Below are 21,328 nucleotides of genomic sequence, written 5' to 3' on the forward strand. Positions count from 1 at the left end.
CAAATCAATTTTCATCTAGCAGTTTACCATAAAAAACACGGATAGATGAATAAGAACGGTGAGCAAATGCCGCTCGATCAACCGAACGGCAATAGGGAAAATCACATAGCTTATTTTTTATTGCTATCAAGCTCTTGCACTTCAGATGTTACAAATTGCTTTTCAGGCCTAACAAACGTTATAAAACGGAACAATAATGCCATAAATATCCCGACAATCGTCGCCAGTGCCATACCTTTAAGTTCCGCTTGACCGATATGGATAACCGCACCACTAACACCAATAATTAAAATCACTGAGGTTAAAATCAAATTCTGTGGCTTGTTATAATCAACTTTTGAATCAATCAACACACGAATACCTGATGCACCAATTACCCCGTATAATAAGAGTGAAACCCCGCCCATGACAGGAACCGGCACTAATTGGATAGCAGCAGCTAATTTACCAACACAAGATAATAAAATAGCAATAATTGCGGCTCCGCCAATTACCCATGTGCTGTATACCTTGGTAATTGCCATTACCCCAATATTTTCACCATAAGTCGTATTCGGTGTCGAGCCAAAGAAACCTGAAATCACCGTAGAGAAGCCATTCGCAAACATTGAGCGATGTAAACCTGGCGATTTCATTAAGTCACGCTCAACAATATTCGCCGTGACCACTAAGTGCCCTACGTGCTCAGCGATAACTACTAAGGCCGCAGGTAAAATGGTTAAAATAGCAAACCATTCGAAGCGTGGTGTATAAAATGTTGGGATAGCAAACCATGGCGCTTCAATAACGGGTGTAAAGTCTACAATCCCCATAAAATAGGACAATGCATAACCCGCTAAAAAACCAATCAAAATTGGGATTATAGATAAAAACCCACGGAAAACGACCGCGCAGAGAATAGTGACTGATAATGTGGTCAGGGAAATAATTAACGTGTTCGAATCAACCACTGCGCCATCTTTAGGTAATAGCCCTGCCATACCTGCAGCGGTTTGAGCAAGCTCTAAACCAATTACAGCTACGATTGCCCCCATTGCCGCTGGGGGGAACATGACGTTGATCCACCCTCTTCCTGCAACTTTAACAATCAGCGCAACTATACAGAACAACACGCCACAAATGATAAAGCCGCCAAGTGCCAATTCATAACCTAATGGTAATAAAATCAACACAGGGGAAATGAATGCAAAACTTGAACCTAAATAAGCCGGAATTTGCCCTTTACAAATAAATAAGTACAGCAGCGTTCCTATTCCATTAAACAGCAAAATTGTCGCGGGGTTTACACCAAACAGAATCGGTACGATAACGGTTGCGCCAAACATAGCAAACAGGTGTTGAAGGCTCAGTGGGATAGTTTGTAATAATGGTGGTCTTTCTTCAACACTGATGGTGCGACGAGTCATGTGACTTTATCCTCTTTTAGCGAAATGGCTAATCACTGAATAAGCAGTGAGTCTCTACAATTAATCAAAAAAAAGCCGACTTCTCAGTCGGCTTATCATTATTTAGTACCAAATATCTTGTCGCCCGCATCACCGAGACCCGGAACGATATACCCCTCTTCATTTAAATACTCATCAATTGAAGCGGTATATAATTCAACATCTGGATGCGCAGCTTCTAACGCTTTTAAACCTTCTGGCGCTGCAACAAGGACTAAGATTTTAATCGAGGTACAACCCGCATTTTTTAATAAATCAATAGTGGCAATCATTGAGCCACCCGTCGCTAACATTGGGTCAACCACTAATGCCATACGTTCTTCAATGTTAGATGCGAGTTTTTGGAAATAAGGGACAGGCTGCAGTGTTTCTTCATCACGATAAACACCCACCACACTGATACGTGCACTTGGAATACTATCTAATACACCATTCATCATACCAATACCAGCACGGAGAATTGGTACTACAGTGATTTTCTTACCTTTAATTTGTTCTATTTCTACAGGACCACACCAACCATCGATAGTCACTTTTTCAGTTTCAAGGTCAGCAGTTGCTTCATAAGTCAGTAGGCTACCAACCTCTGAGGCCAGTTCACGAAAGCGTTTTGTGCTTATATCATGATCTCGCATCAGGCCGAGTTTATGTTTAACGAGAGGGTGTTTTACCTCAACGATCTTCATGGGTTTCTCCTACTATTTAAGACGGCGGCGGACAAAAAAATCGCCGGATTATACCTCTTTTAGCTTTGGTTGCCACTAGATAACGCTTGATTTTGGTCAAAACAACAACGATTAACACAATTTTTTTTAGAATTATACCTCATCTCAGTTAAGTTGAAATTGGCTAAACCGCAAATTTGATTTAAATAAAATTATTTATTATTTTTCTGTACGGCTTCTTAGCAATCCCCTTTTTTGAATCACGAGTACTAAAAAAATTTCCAACACAAAGCTATCGCAAACGTTTGCCTAGCCTGTTAGAATAATGTCAATGATGTTATTTTTCTCAAAAATGCAATTGCCTTGGGGGCCGTAGTGACTGATAAAACCTCTCTCAGCTATAAAGATGCCGGTGTTGATATTGATGCGGGTAACGCCTTGGTTGAACGTATTAAAGGTGTCGTAAAAGAAACCCGCCGCCCAGAAGTCATGGGAGGTCTTGGGGGATTCGGTGCATTATGTTCCCTACCGCAGAAATACCGTGAACCTGTTTTAGTTTCAGGCACTGACGGTGTCGGTACCAAATTACGCTTAGCAATGGATTTAAAACGTCATGACTCCATTGGAATTGACCTTGTGGCTATGTGTGTCAATGACTTGATTGTTCAAGGCGCAGAACCTCTGTTCTTCCTTGATTATTATGCAACCGGTAAACTGGATGTGGATACCGCTACTAGCGTGATTACAGGTATCGCAGAAGGCTGTAAACAATCTGGTTGCGCATTAGTTGGCGGTGAAACCGCTGAAATGCCTGGTATGTACCATGGTGAAGACTACGATGTGGCGGGTTTCTGTGTGGGTGTTGTTGAGCGCTCAGAAATCATCGATGGCAGCAAAGTGAGTGCTGGGGATGCCTTAATTGCTTTAGCCTCTAGCGGCCCTCATTCAAATGGTTATTCGCTGGTTCGCAAAATCCTTGAAGTCAGTCAAACCAACCCTGAAGAAACGCAATTAGATGGAAAACCTTTAGCTGATCACTTATTGGAACCAACACGCATTTACGTTAAAAATGTATTAGAGCTGATCGCAAATAGCGATATCCACGCCATTGCACACATAACTGGTGGGGGGTTCTGGGAAAATATTCCTCGCGTACTACCTGACAACACACAAGCGATTATTGACGGCAGCAGCTGGCAATGGCCCGCAGTCTTTAATTGGCTACAGCAAGCTGGTGATGTTAGCACCCATGAAATGTACCGTACTTTCAATTGTGGTGTGGGGATTATTATTGCTCTGCCACAGCAAGAAGTCGAAAATGCACTTGCTCTGTTGAATAAGCTTGGTGAAAACGCATGGCAAATCGGTACAATTGGTGCATTACCTGCGGGTGAAGAGCAGGTTGTGATCCGCTAATGAAAAAAATAGTTGTCCTCATTTCTGGCAGTGGCAGTAATTTGCAATCATTAATTGATAGCTGCCACTCTGGGGCAATTGGCGCTCAAATTGTTGCTGTTATCAGCAACCAAGCCAATGCTTATGGGCTTGTTCGAGCACAACAGGCTGGGATCCCAGCCTGTTATTTAGATGCGAAACAATACACTGACCGCCAAGCATATGATGCTGCATTACTCGCGCAGGTTGACCAATTCCAGCCTGATTTAGTCGTATTAGCGGGTTTTATGCGTATCTTATCAGCCCAATTCGTCAATCACTTTGCCGGAAAATTACTCAATATCCACCCTTCTTTATTACCGAAATACCCCGGTTTACATACACACCGTAAGGCGCTGGAAAATGGGGATAAAGAACATGGCACATCGGTGCATTTCGTGACCGAAGAGCTGGATGGCGGGCCGGTTATTTTACAGGCCAAAGTGCCTATCTTTGAACAAGATAGCGAGGAAGATATTATCGAGCGGGTTAAAGCCCAAGAACATGCGATTTACCCATTAGTCGTTGAATGGTTTATCAGTGGCCGATTAACAATGCAAAAAGGTAACGCTGTGTTAGATAACCAAATTTTACCGCAACAAGGTTATGCTAACGAGTAACCTTCGTGACAGCGATAAATAGAGATTTAAGGGTGGATATCCACCCTTTTTTCGTCGTATTTCACATGGAAATAACATAAAACGGAATTACGTTAAAAAGCCTCAGTCCGAAGTAAAATAAATTATTTTTCAACAAGGTGAACATCTCTCTGTGCTGTGTCATTATTTTATCGTAAATAAATGTTATCCTTATAATCGAAGAACAACACATTTTTCCTAACTAAATAGAGGTATTTTTATGACAACCGGGCAAGTTCATCCGTTTAGGTTGCGCCCACTTGAACGTGAAGATTTAGCATTCATTCATCAGCTTGATAATAATGCCAGTGTTATGCGTTATTGGTTTGAAGAACCTTACGAAGCTTTTGTTGAATTAAGCGATCTTTACGATAAACATATTCATGACCAGTCTGAGCGCCGCTTTATCGTTGAAAATGACAGTGAGAAAGTGGGCCTAGTCGAACTGGTAGAGATTGATTATATTCACCGACGCTCTGAATTTCAGATTATCATTGCACCGAGCCATCAAGGGCATGGCTATGCGAGTCGCGCTGCGCAATTAGCAATGGACTACGCGTTTTCTGTACTAAACTTATATAAACTTTATCTTATTGTTGATAAAGAAAATGTCAAAGCTATCCATATTTATAATAAACTAGGCTTCCATACTGAAGGCGAACTGATCGACGAGTTCTTTGTCAATGGCCGTTATCACACCGCTATCCGTATGTGTATTTTTCAGCAGCAATATTTTACGATGAAACAGCAATCTGCTAATCCAGAAAGTGTTATTACCCAAGATAAAGCAATTAAACAACACATTTAGCTAACTGGCTGGTATCATAGCCACAAAGTAACAAGAGTCTAATATGGAGTTAGAATGTCCCAAGAACGTCTCTATCATGAAAAAGAGTTAAGCTGGCTGTCTTTTAACGAGCGTGTTTTACAAGAAGCAGCCGACAAGCGTAACCCTCTTATTGAGCGAATGCGTTTTTTGGGTATTTATTCCAATAATTTAGACGAGTTTTATAAAGTCCGCTTCGCCGACGTTAAACGCCGTATTTTAATTAATGAAGAACGGGGTTCGGCAAGCGGTGCTCGCCACTTGTTAAAGAGAATTCAGTCAAGAGTTGCCAAACAAGAACAAGAGTTCGATATTCTCTATAATGATTTGCTATTAGAAATGGCGCGCAATCAAATATTCTTGATTAACGAACGTCAAATTTCGCCTCGCCAACAGATTTGGTTACGTCAATATTTCCGGCAGAACCTGCGCCAGCATATTACGCCAATATTAATTAATCCTGACACCAATCTGGTTGAGTTTCTAAAAGATGACTACACGTACCTTGCCGTTGAAATCATCAATGGCAATCACATTCAGTATGCGCTATTGGAAATTCCATCCGATAAAGTGCCTCGGTTTGTTAACTTACCGCCGGAAATGCCAAAGCGTCGCAAGTCAATGATCCTAATTGATAATATCCTTCGCTATACACTGGATGAAATTTTCAAAGGCTTCTTTGATTACGATAAGCTTAATGCTTATTCGATGAAAATGACGCGTGATGCAGAGTATGACATCGCAACAGAGATGGAATCGAGCTTACTTGAGATAATGTCGTCCACATTAAAACAGCGTTTAACCGCAGAGCCCGTCCGTTTTGTCTATCAACGTGATATGCCTGACGAAATGGTTGCTCTTTTACGTGAAAAGCTGGGGTTATCCAGTGATGACTCTGTGATTGCTGGCGGTCGCTATCACAACTTTAAAGATTTTATTAACTTCCCTAATGAGGGAAATAAAAATTTATTAAACAAGCCATTACCAAGGCTGCGTCACCGCTGGTTTGATAATTTCCGTAACGGTTTTGATGCCATTCGTGAACGCGATGTGCTGTTATATTATCCCTACTATACCTTTGAACATACTTTAGAATTATTGCGCCAAGCGTCTTTTGACCCGAATGTATTGTCGATAAAAATTAATATTTACCGTGTTGCGAAAGACTCACGCATTATCGATTCCGTCATTCATGCTGCCCATAATGGAAAAAAAGTCACGGTGGTCGTTGAGTTACAAGCTCGATTCGATGAAGCCGCCAATATTCATTGGGCAAAACGGTTAACCGAAGCTGGCGTGCATGTTATTTTCTCCGCGCCAGGGCTTAAAATCCACGCGAAATTGTTTATTATCTCGCGTATGGAAGAAGGGCAAATCGTTCGCTACGCTCACATTGGTACGGGTAATTTTAATGAAAAAACCGCTCGGCTTTATACCGATTACTCGCTACTCACAGCAAATGAGCTGATCACCAACGAAGTTCGTCGGGTATTTAGTTTTATTGAAAACCCCTATCGCCCAGTGACTTTCGATAATTTAATGGTGTCTCCACAAAATACACGGATTCGTTTAATGGCCTTAATTGACCAAGAAATCGAAAATGCACTCGCTGAACGGCCAAGTGGCATCACATTAAAAATTAATAATCTAGTCGACAAAGAATTGACCGACAAACTGTATGATGCCTCCAATGCAGGTGTCAAAATTCGTTTATTAGTCAGAGGAATGTGCTCTTTAGTGGCGGGTCAAGTCGGCTATAGTGAAAATATTCAGGTAACCAGTATTGTTGACCGTTTTCTTGAGCATGACCGTGTCTATGTTTTCACCAATGCGGGTGATGAAAAAGTCTTTATTTCCTCCGCTGACTGGATGACACGCAATATTGACTACCGTATTGAAGTTGCCGTTAGTTTAGTCGACCCGCATTTAAAACAACGGGTATTGGATATTTTAGAGCTGCAATTTAGCGATACCGTAAAAGCACGTTATGTTGACAAAGATTTAAGTAATCATTATGTTCCCCGCGGAAATAAACGAAAAATCCAAGCCCAGCTTGCTGTGTATGATTATTTAAAATCAATCGAAACACCTGATACAAGAGCTTAAAAATATGCCAATAACCAACGCCTCAACACCGAGACCACAAGAAATTGCGGCTATAGATTTAGGCTCCAATAGTTTTCATATGGTCATTGCTCGTATTGTCAACGGTGCATTGCAAGTTCTCACTCGTTTGAAAAAACGTGTTCACCTTGCCGATGGCCTAAGTGATACCAATGAATTAAGTGAAGAAGCCATGGAACGGGGCCTTGCCTGCCTCGCGTTGTTTGCCGAACGGTTACAAGGATTTTCCCCTGAGAACGTGTGTATTGTTGGCACACACTCATTACGTGTCGCAACGAATGTGAAACTATTTTTGCAACGCGCAAAAGAAATCATGCCCTATCCTATTGAAATCATTTCAGGCCAAGAAGAAGCTCGATTGATTTTTATGGGCGTTGAACACACCCAACCCGAAAAAGGCCGCAAATTAGTACTTGATATCGGTGGTGGTTCAACTGAGTTAGTCATTGGTGAAAAGTTTGAACCGCTTTTGATTGAAAGCCGCCGTATGGGTTGTGTGAGCTTTGCTCGCACTTACTTCCCAAATGAAGAAATCAATCCTGAATTTTTCAATCGCGCCTACCTAGGGGCTTGCTTAAAGCTAGAAAGCACTGCGATTTTATTTAAAAAACAAACTTGGGACGTCGCGATGGGTGCCTCGGGCACCATCAAAGCTGCCCATAGTGTAATACAAGAATTAGGCTATAAAGACGGTGTTATCACCCGTGAACGCCTTATCGAAATCAAGCAAATGGCGTTGAAATATAAGTCATTTAGCGCACTAAATATACTCGGCCTCTCTAATGAACGTAAACACGTATTTGTCCCAGGTTTAGCCATTTTACTTGCCGTCTTTGATTCATTAGAAATTAAAGAGTTACGTTTATCTGACGGTGCATTACGTGAAGGTGTTTTATATGAAATGGAAGGCCGGTTCCGTCACCAAGATATCCGTCAACGTACTGCATTAAGCCTTGCTGAGCATTATAATATTGATAGAGAGCAAGCTAAACGTGTATTAAAAACGATGGAAGAGCTCTATTTCCAATGGGGGCAGCAAAACCCTAAACAACTCAATCCACAGTTAGAATCCATTTTAATATGGGCGGTTATGCTCCATGAAGTTGGCTTAAGTATTAATCATAGTGGTATGCACCGCCATTCTGCTTATATTTTGCAAAATACTAACTTACCGGGTTTCAACCAAGAACAGCAACTATTACTGGCAACATTAGTACGTAATCATCGTAGGGCTATTAAGTATGACGATATCCCTAAATTTAATTTATTTAAAAGAAAACAATTTATGCCGCTTATCCAAATTTTGCGGCTAGCCATTTTGTTAAATAATCAACGCCAATCTACAACAATCCCTTCTTCGTTACGGATAGAAACGGATGATGGGCACTGGACTATCTATTTACCATCTGAATATCTCGTGCAAAATGCATTGATGTTATTAGATTTAGAAAAGGAAAGTGGCTATTGGGAAGATGTTCCCGGTTGGTCGTTAACTATTTGCGCAGAAAATGAGTAATTTGCGGCCATTATTGTAGTGATTTGTTCTTATTATTCATCATTGATGACTTGAAAATCACCGCTTATTTGACTCAACTATTTGATATATTATTTAAATAGGCGACAATAATGATAATAAATTTCGTCCGCTCGCAGACGAATTCATAAAAAGCGCTTTTGCGCTGCTATTGCTTTAAGGATTAAAATGTCACAATCTGCTTTCTCAACCGATGCGGCGCCAACAGTCAACCCGCACTCTCAAAAACTGGCACATATTCGCCAGCAAATCCTGACGCTATTTTTAGATGACGAAGAGTTCGTCCATGCGCTTGTTGAAAATGATCAACACGTCAGTATTGATGATAAAGCAATTAGTGAAAAAATTAGTCTTGTAAAAGAATTGCTACTTGATTTACACACTGCGGATATCGCCGATATCTTAGAAATGCTCCCTTATGATGAGCGTCTCGCGTTATGGCGTCTTGTTGATAATAACGAACGTGGTGAAGTGTTAGTTGAGGCCTCGGTTTCTGTTTGGGATAGCCTAATTAAGGATATGTCTGACAGAGAACTACTGCGCGCCGTTGCCAACTTGCATGTTGACGAACAAGCTTATATTGCTGAGCATTTACCTCGTGACACCATGCGTCGGCTCCTCACCTATTTAGAACCTAGCCTGCGAAGCCGTATTCGCGAAGTTTTACAATATGCGAAAGATAGCGTCGGCCAAATGATGGATTTTGAATTCGTCACCGTACGCCCAAATGTGACGCTAAAAACGGTTCAACGTTATTTACGCCAACGGGGCAAGATCCCAGAAGCGACCGACAAAATTTTCGTTGTCGATAACAGTAATTATTTACAAGGTGAATTACCTCTAACCACTATTTTAACGCAATCCCCTGAAAAAATAGTGGCCGATGTCATGAAGACTGACACAGTGACCTTCTTGCCTGATGAAAAAGGCGAAGACGCAGCGAGTGCGTTCGAACGTTATGACTTAATTTCTGCAGCTGTTGTTGATAACAACGGCCTACTAATGGGCCGCCTGACGGTTGAAGATATCGTTGATAACATTAGTGAAGAAAACGATAACAGTATTCGTCGTATGGGGGGGTTAAGCCCTGAAGAAGACGTTTTCGCCCCTGTCGGCCAAGCCGTTAAAACCCGTTGGACATGGCTAGCCATTAACCTATGTACCGCTTTTGTGGCTTCTCGTGTTATTGGGGTTTTTGAAGATACGATTTCCCAATTAGTCGCCCTTGCCACATTAATGCCTATTGTGGCAGGAATTGGCGGTAATACGGGAAACCAAACCATTACCATGATTGTTCGTGCCATTGCCCTGCACCAGATACAAAACAATAGTTTCTCTTTCTTAATGTTAAGGGAGCTTGGTGTCGCCTTTATTAATGGGGTTGTATGGGGAGGAATTATGGGTGTCGTCACCTACTTCCTTTATGGCGATATCGCTATGGGTGCAGTTATGACATTAGCAATGATCTTGAACCTACTGATGGCGGCTATTATGGGCGTGCTTATTCCACTCATTATGCTGAAAATGGGCAAGGACCCTGCTATCGGTTCTAGCGTGATGATCACCGCCATCACAGATACAGGCGGTTTCTTTATTTTCCTTGGCTTAGCCACTCTATTCCTCGTTTAAATTCGCTTTGCACGCGTCCTACTCTTAGATTAGGCGCGTGCAATTTACAAAACACTCCCTCCGACAGCAAATCCCAGCCAAAAAACCAAAACCCCGCAAACAACCCTTTTATTTATCTATTAATTAAATGATTTTATAGTTATTTAGTTTATCTAGATTAATAAAGTTAATTATAACGAATAATATCTAGGTAATATTTACTTACCATAATTCAGTAAGAATTTATTAAATTAAATATAATTAACGCTATAACTCACTAATTTAAATATACGATATTCTGCAAAATTCATATTATTAACATCATATAAGGTTATTTATCATCATACCAAATCAATACGCTAACAAATCAAAACTAATTGGAATGTCATTCTTGTTTTTAGGGTTGAGGTTTACAGAATATAGAATTTCCTGCTATAAATATACTCATGCAAGAAAGATACTGTGTATTAAACTAAGTTATACCCATCCAACGTTTTATACCTCTTATCTGCACCAATAAAAATGATTAGCTCATTATTATGAGTCAATGCTTATTATTTTGAATTTATGCAATTTAGTATTACAGGTAGTTAGAAGGAAACTATAATGACACCGCAAACCGCCAGCCAGCCCTCTGCGAGACCTTTGGGCAAAGAAGACTATAAAACATTAGGCTTATCCTCTTTAGGGGGAACTCTTGAGTTTTATGACTTCGTTATCTTTGTTTTTTACGCAAAAATTATTTCCCAACTATTTTTCCCAGGGGATAACGAATTTCTCGCGCTAATGGCAACACTGGGTCTATTTGCAGCCGGTTACCTTGCTCGCCCTCTTGGTGGCATTATCATGGCTCACTTCGGGGATAAAATTGGCCGCAAGAAAATGTTTACCCTCAGTATTTTCTTAATGGCATTCCCAACGTTTGTTATTGGTTTCTTACCTACTTATGAAACCATTGGCGCTGCTGCTCCATTATTACTGCTGTTAATGCGTATTATGCAAGGTGCCGCGATTGGTGGTGAAATGCCAGGTGCATGGGTATTTATTGCAGAACATACACCAAAACAACGTTATGGTTTAGGTGTCGGTACACTGACTTCTGGGATCACCGGTGGTATTTTATTAGGCTCTATCGTCGCAATTATCATTGAGCGCTCTTATACCACAACTGAAATTCATGATTTTGCTTGGCGTATTCCATTTATTCTTGGTGGTGTTTTTGGGTTTATCTCTGTGTATTTACGTCGTTTTTTACAAGAAACCCCGATATTCAAAGAACTGGCAGCCAAAAAGGCCTTGTCACAAGAATTACCCGTCAAAACCGTGATTAAGTCTCATAAACAAGCTTGTATGATCACTGCGGCACTGACGTGGTCATTATCAACCGCTATCGTTGTCACCATTTTGATGACACCAGATGTGGTGTTAAAAGGGATCTATAACATTGATAGGAATGTGGCATTGCAAGCTAACTGCGCGGCGACATTGACCTTAACATTAGGCTGTATCTTCTGGGGCTGGTTAGGCGATAAAACCGGAACTCGTACCTCAATGACTTTATCATGGGGTGGATTAGCCGTAACAGCAATTTACTTTTATTCATCATTATCCAGTGATATTGCGGCGAGTACGTTGATTTTTAACTATGGCTTGATGGGCTTCTTTGTTGGCGCGATTGCAACCACTCCAATTATCAGTACACGCGCATTTCCACCTGAAATTCGCTATTCTGGCCTGTCATTCGCTTACAATGTGGCTTATGCAATTTTTGGTGGTTTAACACCAATATTAACTGGTGCTTGGTTGCAGCAATCTCACATGGCACCTGCCTATTATGTCGCTGGCGTCTCATTATTAGCGGTTGCTGTAGCCTTCATTCCTCTATCTTGGAAAGGTTGGACTGTCAATTCAGAGTCTTCAAACGAAAAATCTGCGGTCTTAAAAGCTTCTAGTTTATAAAATCGATTGCCCCCTATTTACTCGGGGGGCAATCTTAATTGATACAAAATTATTCCCCCGCTCTCCCCCTTTACAAGCACTGAAGTATACAAGTACAGAAATTGACACTTATTCATATTTCCTCCATTTTTCTTTGTACCTATCACGTTAAACTACTAATATGTCTAACTGACTCTTTTTTGTTAGTTTTTTAGTATACAGCCTGACGGATCTCATCCACTTTTTTTGAGTTAAGCGAATTACCCAAAATGAATAAACAAAAACAACGTAAACCTTTTATTCGCTCTGCCATTTTTATTGCCATTATTGCGGTAGCTGGCGTTTCTTGGTACTTTTATCATCAAGAAAAACAATCAGATACACAATCTACTGGCACCGTAGCAAAACCAAACTCACAGCGAAGCGCGATGGGCCGCCCACCACGTGTGTTAGCCCCTGTGCAGTTTGCCGTTGCTGAACAAAAAGTCGTTCCACGATTTTTATCAGGCTTAGGCACAGTGCAAGCAGCAAATGTTGTCACTGTAACCAGCCGTGTTGAAGGCCAGTTAATGCAGCTGTATTTTACCGAAGGGCAATATGTCAATAAGGGAGATTTATTGGCACAGATTGACCCTCGCCCATTTGAAGTTCAGCTATCACAAGCTGAGGGGCAATTAGCTAAAGACAAAGCAACGTTAGCTAATGCGCAATTAGATTTAGCGCGTTATCAAAAGCTTGCTGGCACTAAAGTGATTTCGCAACAAGAGCTAGATAACCAAAAAGCGGCAGTATTACAGGCACAAGGCAGTATTAAAGTCGACCAAGCGGCTGTTGATAATGCCAAACTGCAATTAACCTACAGTAAAATTACTGCCCCCATCTCAGGGCGGGTTGGTTTAAAACAAGTTGATGTCGGAAACTTTATCTCTTCAGGAACCTCAACCCCTCTTGTTGTTATCACACAAACTCAACCCGCAGATGTCTTGTTTGCTTTACCTGAAGGTGATATTCCCGCGATCCAGCAAGCACAATCTTCCGGTGAAAAAGTATTGATTGAAGCTTGGGACAGAAACAATATCGCGCTAATCGCAAGCGGTGAACTACTCAGTACTGATAACCAAATTGATGCTGCGACCGGCACTCTTAAAATAAAAGCGCGCTTTACCAATGAAGAAGAAAAACTTTTCCCTAATCAATTTGTTAACGTAAAAATGCAAGTTGAAACGCTGCAAAATGCCGTGGTGATCCCAACCGCTGCACTGCAAATGGGCAATGAAGGTCATTATGTTTGGGTATTGAGTGATGATAATAAAGTCAGCAAACACAATGTGACCGTGGGGATGCAAGATAGCCAACAAGTCGTTATTGAAAGTGGGCTCGCAGCAAATACCAAAGTCATCACCGATGGTGTTGATAAACTCACCGATGGCACAACTGTCGAAGTCGTTACCGCTGAAAGCATCGCCAAAAAAGAGCCCCGCAAAGGTAAAGCCAATAGCGCGGAGAAAGCGTAATGCAGCCTGAAATGTTAAAAGGCGGTGGGCCTTCTCGTTTATTTATTTTGCGCCCTGTGGCTACCACATTATTCATGGTGGCTATATTACTTGCAGGGATCATCGGCTATCGCTTCTTACCTGTTTCAGCCCTGCCCGAAGTCGATTATCCGACGATTCAAGTTGTTACCCTTTACCCGGGAGCCAGCCCCGATGTGATGACCTCTGCAGTGACTGCGCCTTTGGAAACCCAGTTTGGGCAAATGTCGGGTCTTAAACAGATGTCATCGCAAAGTTCAGGAGGAGCATCAGTTATAACACTGATGTTCCAATTAACGTTGCCTCTAGAGGTTGCCGAACAAGAAGTCCAAGCAGCGATTAATTCCGCCAGTAGTTTACTGCCTTCGGATTTACCCTATCCTCCGATTTATAATAAGGTAAACCCTGCTGACCCGCCTGTACTCACCTTAGCGGTCACCTCTGATGCGATGCCATTAACGCAGGTACAGGATATTATTGAAACGCGAATTGCCCAGAAAATATCCCAAGTTAATGGAGTGGGTTTAGTCACCTTAGCCGGTGGTCAACGCCCTGCTGTTCGCGTGAATTTAAACCCACAAGCCATGGCAGCCAAAGGGCTGGATAGCGAAACCATCCGCCTAGCCATCAACAATGCTAACGTCAACTCCGCAAAAGGGAGTTTCGATGGGCCAACGCGAGCAGTGACGCTTTCTGCTAACGACCAAATGAAGTCACTTGACGACTATCGTCAGCTTATTGTGGCCTTCCAAAATGGTGCGCCTGTGCGTTTAGGCGATATTGCAACGATTGCACAAGGTGCCGAAAATGCCTATTTAGGGGCATGGGCAAATAATGAACAGGCGATTGTGATCAATGTGCAGCGGCAGCCCGGTGCTAACGTCATTGAAACCACAGATACCATTCGTACGCTGTTACCCGAATTAATTGAAAGCTTACCTAAATCGGTTAATGTCGATATTTTAACCGATAGAACCAGTACTATTCGAGCGTCCGTTAATGATGTACAGTTTGAGTTAATGTTAGCCATCGCCCTCGTGGTGATGGTGATTTATTTGTTTTTACGCAATGGAATTGCCACCTTAATACCGGGCATTGCGGTACCGCTGTCCCTCGTTGGTACCTTTGCAGTCATGTATTTTTGTGGTTTTTCTGTCAATAACCTCACCCTAATGGCATTAACCATCGCCACAGGTTTTGTGGTCGATGATGCGATAGTGGTGATTGAAAATATTTCCCGCTACTTAGAAAAAGGCGATAAGCCTCTGGTCGCTGCACTCAAAGGGGCGGGTGAAATCGGGTTTACCATTATCTCCCTCACCTTTTCTTTAGTTGCAGTATTAATCCCGCTGTTATTTATGGGGGATATTGTCGGCCGGTTATTCCGCGAATTTGCCATTACCCTAGCCGTGGCTATTTTGATCTCCGCTGTCGTCTCTTTGACGTTAACGCCAATGATGTGTGCGCGTTTATTAAAACCAGAGTCGCAACATAAACATAACCGTTTTGAACTAGCGTGTGAGCGTTTCTTTGACCGTATGGTTGCTGGATACGCAATTTGGTTAAAACGTATTCTTAATCACCAATGGTTAACGCTTTCTGTGGCGCTAGGCACCATGGTGCTGACTGTTTTGCTGTATATGTGGATCCCAAAAGGGTTTTTCCCGTTGCAAGACAGTGGAATTATTCAGGGTTCAATTGAAAGCCGTCAATCTATTTCTTTTGCGGCCATGGCGCAAAAGCAACAGGAAGTCGCGTCAAAATTATTGGCAGACCCTGCGGTTGATAATGTCACCACTTATGTGGGGGTTGATGGTAGCAACCCAACATTAAACAATGCGCGTCTCCAAATTACCTTAAAGCCCCTTGATGAGCGTGAAGATAGAGTGGTGGCGATTATTGATCGTCTACAGCAATCCGTGGATAACATTGCCGGGGTGAATTTATATTTGCAGCCTATGCAAGATCTCACCATCGATACGCAAGTTGCACGCACACAGTATCAATTTACGTTACAGGCCGGTTCACTAGAGGAATTAACCACTTGGGTTCCACGCTTGTTAGATGCCCTAGAGCAACAACCTGAACTCACCGATGTCAGTAGTGACTGGCAAAATAAAGGGTTAGTCGCCTATGTGAATGTTAACCGTGATACCGCAAGCCGTTTTGGTATCACAATGTCAGCCATTGATAACGCTTTATATAATGCATTTGGGCAGAGAATGGTTTCGACCATATACACACAGTCAAATCAATATCGTGTGATATTAGAACATGACACACAGACACGTGATGGTATGGATGCGCTGAATGATATTCGTCTAAAAGGTACTGATGGAGCCATTGTGCCACTAAGCACCTTGGTAAATATTCAAGAAGGTAATGGGCCATTAGCCATTAATCACCTCGACCAATTTCCCGCGGTGACATTCTCGTTTAATGTGGCGGATGGCGCTTCGCTTGAGTCAGCCGTCAATGCCGTGAAGTTGGCCGAATCACAAATTGCTATGCCAAAATCCATTACCACACAATTCCAAGGAGCGACTTTAGCCTTTGAAGCTGCACTAAGCAGCACTATCTGGTTAATTGCAGCCGCAATTGTGGCGATGTATATCGTATTAGGCATTTTATATGAGAGCTTTATCCATCCGATTACGATTTTATCCACCTTACCGACTGCGGGGGTTGGCGCATTACTTGCTTTAATGATGGCAGGGAAAGACCTTGATGTTATTGCAGTCATCGGCATCATCTTATTAATTGGTATCGTGAAAAAGAACGCCATTATGATGATTGACTTTGCCCTTGCTGCAGAGCGTGAACAGGGAATGTCCCCTTATGATGCCATCTACCAAGCTTGCCTACTGCGTTTTCGCCCAATTTTAATGACCACCATGGCGGCATTACTAGGAGCCTTGCCATTAATGCTAAGTACAGGTGTCGGTGCAGAATTACGCCAACCATTAGGAATTTGTATGGTTGGTGGCTTAATTATGAGCCAAATCCTCACCTTATTTACCACACCGGTTATTTACTTATTGTTCGACCGTCTTTCTCATTATTTTAAAGACCGTCGCCAAGCGAAGAAGGCACAGGTGTCATAATGAAGCGCTTCTTTGCTCTATTTATTAGCCGCCCGGTAGCAACGACGCTGATTAGCGTTGCGATTACTTTGTGTGGTGCCCTGAGCTTTCTATTTTTACCGGTTTCTCCGTTGCCTCAAGTAGATTACCCTGTGATTAACGTGACAGCGTCACTTCCTGGGGCGTCACCCGAAACCATGGCGTCCTCCGTTGCGACACCTCTTGAACGCTCTTTAGGCAGTATTGCTGGGATCAGCGAAATGACCTCAAGCAGTGCGCTTGGGCGAACCACTATTACCCTTGAGTTTAATCTCGACAAAGACATTAATAACGCGGCTCGGGAAGTGCAAGCTGCGATTAATGCGGCGCAAAACCTGCTGCCCAGCGGTATGCCAAGCCGTCCACGTTATTACAAGTCTAACCCGTCTGATGCGCCAATTATGATTTTAACCATGACCTCAGAGACCATGGGTACTGGCGAAATTTATGATATTGCATCTACCCGTTTAGCCCAGCGAATTGCGCAAATTGAAGGGGTTAGTGAAGTTTCAGTTGGTGGCGGCTCGCTCCCTGCCGTACGGGTTGAACTCAACCCAACCGCCCTATTTAACCAAGGGGTTTCCCTTGATGCCGTGCGCTCAGCCATTAGTAGTGCTAACGTTCGCCAACCGCAAGGCTATATCAATGATGACGAAAAACGTTATCAAGTACAGACTAATGATGAGTTAAAAAAAGCAGCCGATTATCGACCAATTATTGTTCATTACAGCCAAGGCAATGCTGTAAAGCTCAGCGATGTCGCCAATGTTAAAGATTCCATTGAAAACGTACGCGCTGCCGGTATGGCAGACGGTAAACCGGCTATTTTGATTGTCATTCGTCGTGAAGCTGGCGCCAATATTATTGAAACAGTGAACCGTATTCGTGCTGAATTGCCTGAATTCAATGACATGATCCCTGCCGCTATTGATTTAAAAGTGGCACAAGACAGAACACCGACCATCCGCGCGTCTCTAGCCGAAGTGGAACGTGCTCTACTGATTGCCGTTGCCTTGGTGATCCTCGTGGTGCTGCTGTTCTTACGCTCAGGTCGCGCTACTTTGATCCCTGCCGTTGCTGTCCCTGTCTCATTGATTGGGACTTTTACGGCCATGTATTTATGTGGCTTTAGTTTAAATAACTTGTCATTGATGGCATTAACGGTTGCGACGGGCTTTGTGGTTGATGATGCCATTGTCGTATTAGAAAATATCTCGCGTCATATCGAAAATGGTAAAAAACCGTTTATTGCGGCGGTTAAAGGCGTGCATGAAGTCGGCTTTACCGTCGTTTCCATGAGTATTTCCTTAGTGGCTGTTTTTATTCCGCTACTGCTTATGGATGGACTGGTCGGCCGTTTATTCCGCGAATTTGCCATTACCCTTGCAACCGCTATCGGTATTTCTTTGGTGATCTCATTAACGCTCACCCCTATGATGTGTGCTTACTTACTGAAGAAACGCCCTCGCAACGTCAAAGCCAAACATCGCGGGTTTGGACGTGTGTTGCTGCGCTTGCAAGAAAGTTATGGCATCGCTTTAAAATGGGTACTCGAACATCGCCGTAGTGTTCTCGCGGTGCTATTTGCCACAATCGGCTTAAACGTTTATCTGTATATTACCGTTCCGAAAACTTTCTTTCCTGAACAAGATACCGGCCGTGTGCTGGGCTTTGTTCGCGCAGACCAAAGTATTTCATTCCAGTCAATGAAAGAAAAAATGACCCGTTTTATGCAGCAAGTTAAAGCCGACCCAGCGACGGATAATGTCACCGGTTTTACTGGCGGTAGCCGGGTAAACAGCGGTTTTATGTATATCTCATTAAAACCACTGGGTGAACGTACTGAAAGCTCAGCTGAAGTCATTAATCGGTTACGCATGAAATTAGCCAATGAGCCAGGGGCTAACCTGTTTATGATGCCAGTACAAGATATTCGTGTGGGAGGTCGACAAGCCAATGCCAGCTATCAGTTTACGCTGCTTGCGGATGAGCTTTCTGCATTGCGTGACTGGGAACCCGCCATTCGTAAAGCACTCGGTGAATTGCCACAGCTGACAGATGTGAACTCAGATAAGGAAGACAAAGGTGCAGAAATGGCGATCACCTACGATAGGGACTTAATGGCCCAGCTAGGTATCGATGTCCGTGAAGCTAACAGTTTGCTTAACAATGCATTTGGTCAACGCCAAGTTTCCACTATTTATGAAGCGATGAACCAATATAAAGTGGTGATGGAAGTTGCCCCTGAATATACGCAAGATGTCAGTTCCCTCGACAAAATGTTTGTTATCAATAAAGATGGCGATGCTATCCCGCTGTCTTATTTTGCTCGTTGGCAGCCGGCGAATGCGCCATTAAGCGTGAACCACCAGGGGCTATCAGCTTCATCCACTATCGCATTTAATGTCGCTGACGGTTATACCTTAAATGATGCCATCGTCGAAATAGAAAAAACCATGACTGCGCTTGGCGTGCCATCTACAGTGCGAGGGTCTTTTGCAGGAACGGCACAAATATTCCAAGAAACTTTACAGTCACAATTATTTTTGATTTTAGCCGCTATTGTGACTGTCTATTTAGTCCTTGGGATTCTATATGAAAGTTATATTCACCCACTGACAATTTTATCAACTTTGCCTTCTGCTGGTGTCGGTGCATTATTAGCCCTTGAGTTATTTGACACACCATTTAGTTTAATCGCTTTAATCGGCATCATGCTATTAATTGGGATCGTCAAGAAGAACGCCATTATTATGGTGGATTTTGCTATTCAAGCACAAAGAACAGCGGGTTTAACCGCTCAAGAAGCCATTTTCCGTGCCAGTTTATTACGTTTTCGCCCTATTTTAATGACGACACTCGCCGCCATTTTTGGTGCGTTACCGTTAATGTTAGGTAGTGGTGATGGAGCAGAACTACGTCAACCTCTCGGGATCACCATTGTCGGTGGCTTAATAATGAGCCAATTGCTGACTTTATTTACCACTCCTGTTGTGTATTTAAGTTTTGATAGCTTAAGGCAACGTTGGCAGCGCAAAAAGTCATTAACGCATAAGATTGTGGAGAATAACCATGAAGCTTAGGTTAAATAGCGTTAGTACTCGGCTTTTTTTAGCTATTTTTGCGACATGCTTATTGCTAGTGCTAATTATGCACCAAGGCGTGCGCATGAGTTTTCAACATGGCTTTATTGACTATATTAAAGAAAATGACCAACAACGCGTTGAGCAGGTTTCTTCCGCCCTTGCGGAACAATATGAAGAAATGGGCAATTGGCGGTTTTTGATTGGTAATGATCGCATTTTTTTTCGCATTCTGCGCTCTGTAGAACATCAACAGCATCGTGGCCCGATGCGACAGCGCTGGCGAACCATTTTTTGGGTTTATGATACACAAGACCGGCTAATTTTCGGGCAAGACACGCCCCTACCGAGCAAAGTTCTCCGTGAGCCTATTGTTACTAGCAATGGCGAAACCGTCGGTTGGCTCGTTGCCAGCTATGAAACGGGAATCAGCAGCGCCCTTGACCGCCGTTTTGATACCAAACAAATGTATACCAGTTGGATCATCGCTGGGCTGTCTTTATTTGTGGCTCTGATTGCCACATTGTTCCTTGCCCGTAGTTTTTTGAAACCCATCAAGCGGTTACTCGAAGGCACTAACCGGCTCGCCAATGGTGATTTTGCCACGCGGGTTCCTGAGTCTGGCCGCGATGAACTTGGGCAACTGGCTAAAGATTTTAACCATCTGGCCTCTACCCTTGAAAAAAACGAACAAATGCGGCGTGATTATATGGCGGATATTTCCCATGAGCTCCGCACGCCGTTGTCAGTTCTGCGAGGCGAATTAGAAGCGGTGCAAGATGGCGTCCGGCAAGCCACTCCCGAAACAATCAATTCCCTACTGAATGAAACCCAAACTTTAATTAAGCTGGTTAATGACCTCCACCAGCTCTCGTTATCGGATAGAGGTTCTTTGGTCTACCGTATGCAACTTACCGATATTATCCCTTTAATTGAAATGGCAATAGGCCAAGCCCGCTGGCGGTTAGAAGACCAACAACTTTCAGTTGAACGGCAATTTATTGCACAAGGCAACGTGTTTGCAGACCCTGACCGCATCACTCAGTTATTCTATAACTTAATGGAAAACAGCTTACGCTATACGGACCCACAAGGTAAAATTGCCATTCAAGTCACACAAGACCACAACCAGCTCAGTATAATTTGGCAAGATAGCGCCCCGGGGCTGTCTGCTGAGCAATGCCAACATTTATTTGAACGTTTTTACCGTGCTGAAGGTTCTCGTAATCGCGCCAGTGGCGGTTCAGGCTTAGGGTTGGCCATTTGCTATAATATTGTTGAGGCTCACCATGGAACAATTTCCGCAGCACCGTCACCATTAGGTGGTGTCAAAATTACCATTAATTTACCGATTCAATTAAAAGACAAAGGTTTATGAT

12 protein-coding genes and 1 pseudogene are annotated in these 21,328 nt (G+C 42.8%); 11 read left to right on the forward strand and 2 right to left on the reverse strand.

Features of this window, described 5'->3' with window-relative positions:
• Positions 1-110 precede the first annotated feature (110 nt).
• Positions 111-1,406 (reverse strand): uracil permease, encoded by a 1,296-nt coding sequence (uraA, locus tag SJ312_RS05505; RefSeq protein ID WP_004253542.1) that lies wholly within the window; start codon positions 1,404-1,406, stop codon positions 111-113.
• Between the two features lie 98 nt (positions 1,407-1,504).
• Entirely contained in the window at positions 1,505-2,131 is a 627-nt protein-coding gene (gene upp, locus SJ312_RS05510) for a uracil phosphoribosyltransferase (RefSeq protein WP_004253541.1), read from the reverse strand.
• Between the two features lie 354 nt (positions 2,132-2,485).
• On the opposite strand from upp, the gene purM reads away from it, so the two are divergent.
• The 11 genes and pseudogenes from purM to baeS all read left to right on the forward strand — a co-directional run bounded on the left by purM (position 2,486) and on the right by baeS (position 21,327).
• Positions 2,486-3,526, forward strand: coding sequence for a phosphoribosylformylglycinamidine cyclo-ligase (gene purM / locus SJ312_RS05515; protein ID WP_036957652.1), 1,041 nt, complete (start codon positions 2,486-2,488; stop codon positions 3,524-3,526).
• The gene (gene purN / locus SJ312_RS05520) at positions 3,526-4,164 is read left to right on the forward strand and encodes a phosphoribosylglycinamide formyltransferase (RefSeq protein ID WP_319867147.1); all 639 of its coding nucleotides are present in this window, start codon (positions 3,526-3,528) and stop codon (positions 4,162-4,164) included. Before purM ends, purN begins: the two co-directional genes overlap by 1 nt.
• Positions 4,165-4,402: 238 nt before the next feature.
• Positions 4,403-4,990, forward strand: a complete 588-nt coding sequence (speG, locus tag SJ312_RS05525) for a spermidine N1-acetyltransferase (RefSeq protein WP_004253538.1) — start codon at positions 4,403-4,405, stop codon at positions 4,988-4,990.
• Positions 4,991-5,044: 54 nt separating this feature from the next.
• On the forward strand, positions 5,045-7,114 hold the full coding sequence (ppk1, locus tag SJ312_RS05530; protein ID WP_004253537.1) for a polyphosphate kinase 1: 2,070 nt from the start codon (positions 5,045-5,047) through the stop codon (positions 7,112-7,114).
• A 4-nt stretch (positions 7,115-7,118) separates the two neighbouring features.
• Entirely contained in the window at positions 7,119-8,648 is a 1,530-nt protein-coding gene (locus SJ312_RS05535; RefSeq protein ID WP_136135138.1) for an exopolyphosphatase, read from the forward strand.
• A gap of 360 nt (positions 8,649-9,008) precedes the next feature.
• Positions 9,009-10,295 (forward strand): annotated as a pseudogene (mgtE, locus tag SJ312_RS05540) (magnesium transporter); the annotation flags it as partial.
• Positions 10,296-10,880: 585 nt separating this feature from the next.
• Positions 10,881-12,233 (forward strand): MFS transporter, encoded by a 1,353-nt coding sequence (locus SJ312_RS05545; protein WP_094960480.1) that lies wholly within the window; start codon positions 10,881-10,883, stop codon positions 12,231-12,233.
• 248 nt (positions 12,234-12,481) lie between these two features.
• Entirely contained in the window at positions 12,482-13,726 is a 1,245-nt protein-coding gene (locus tag SJ312_RS05550) for an MdtA/MuxA family multidrug efflux RND transporter periplasmic adaptor subunit (protein WP_094960479.1), read from the forward strand.
• Positions 13,726-16,848, forward strand: a complete 3,123-nt coding sequence (locus SJ312_RS05555) for an MdtB/MuxB family multidrug efflux RND transporter permease subunit (protein WP_110591802.1) — start codon at positions 13,726-13,728, stop codon at positions 16,846-16,848. The genes SJ312_RS05550 and SJ312_RS05555 overlap by 1 nt, the downstream gene beginning before the upstream one ends.
• Positions 16,848-19,949, forward strand: a complete 3,102-nt coding sequence (gene mdtC / locus SJ312_RS05560) for a multidrug efflux RND transporter permease subunit MdtC (protein WP_165879770.1) — start codon at positions 16,848-16,850, stop codon at positions 19,947-19,949. Before SJ312_RS05555 ends, mdtC begins: the two co-directional genes overlap by 1 nt.
• Positions 19,939-21,327, forward strand: coding sequence for a two-component system sensor histidine kinase BaeS (gene baeS, locus SJ312_RS05565; RefSeq protein WP_004253515.1), 1,389 nt, complete (start codon positions 19,939-19,941; stop codon positions 21,325-21,327). The genes mdtC and baeS overlap by 11 nt, the downstream gene beginning before the upstream one ends.
• Position 21,328: the final 1 nt, after the last annotated feature.

This window comes from Providencia sp. CIM-Carb-044 (genome assembly GCF_033901115.1).
Taxonomy (GTDB): domain Bacteria; phylum Pseudomonadota; class Gammaproteobacteria; order Enterobacterales; family Enterobacteriaceae; genus Providencia; species Providencia hangzhouensis.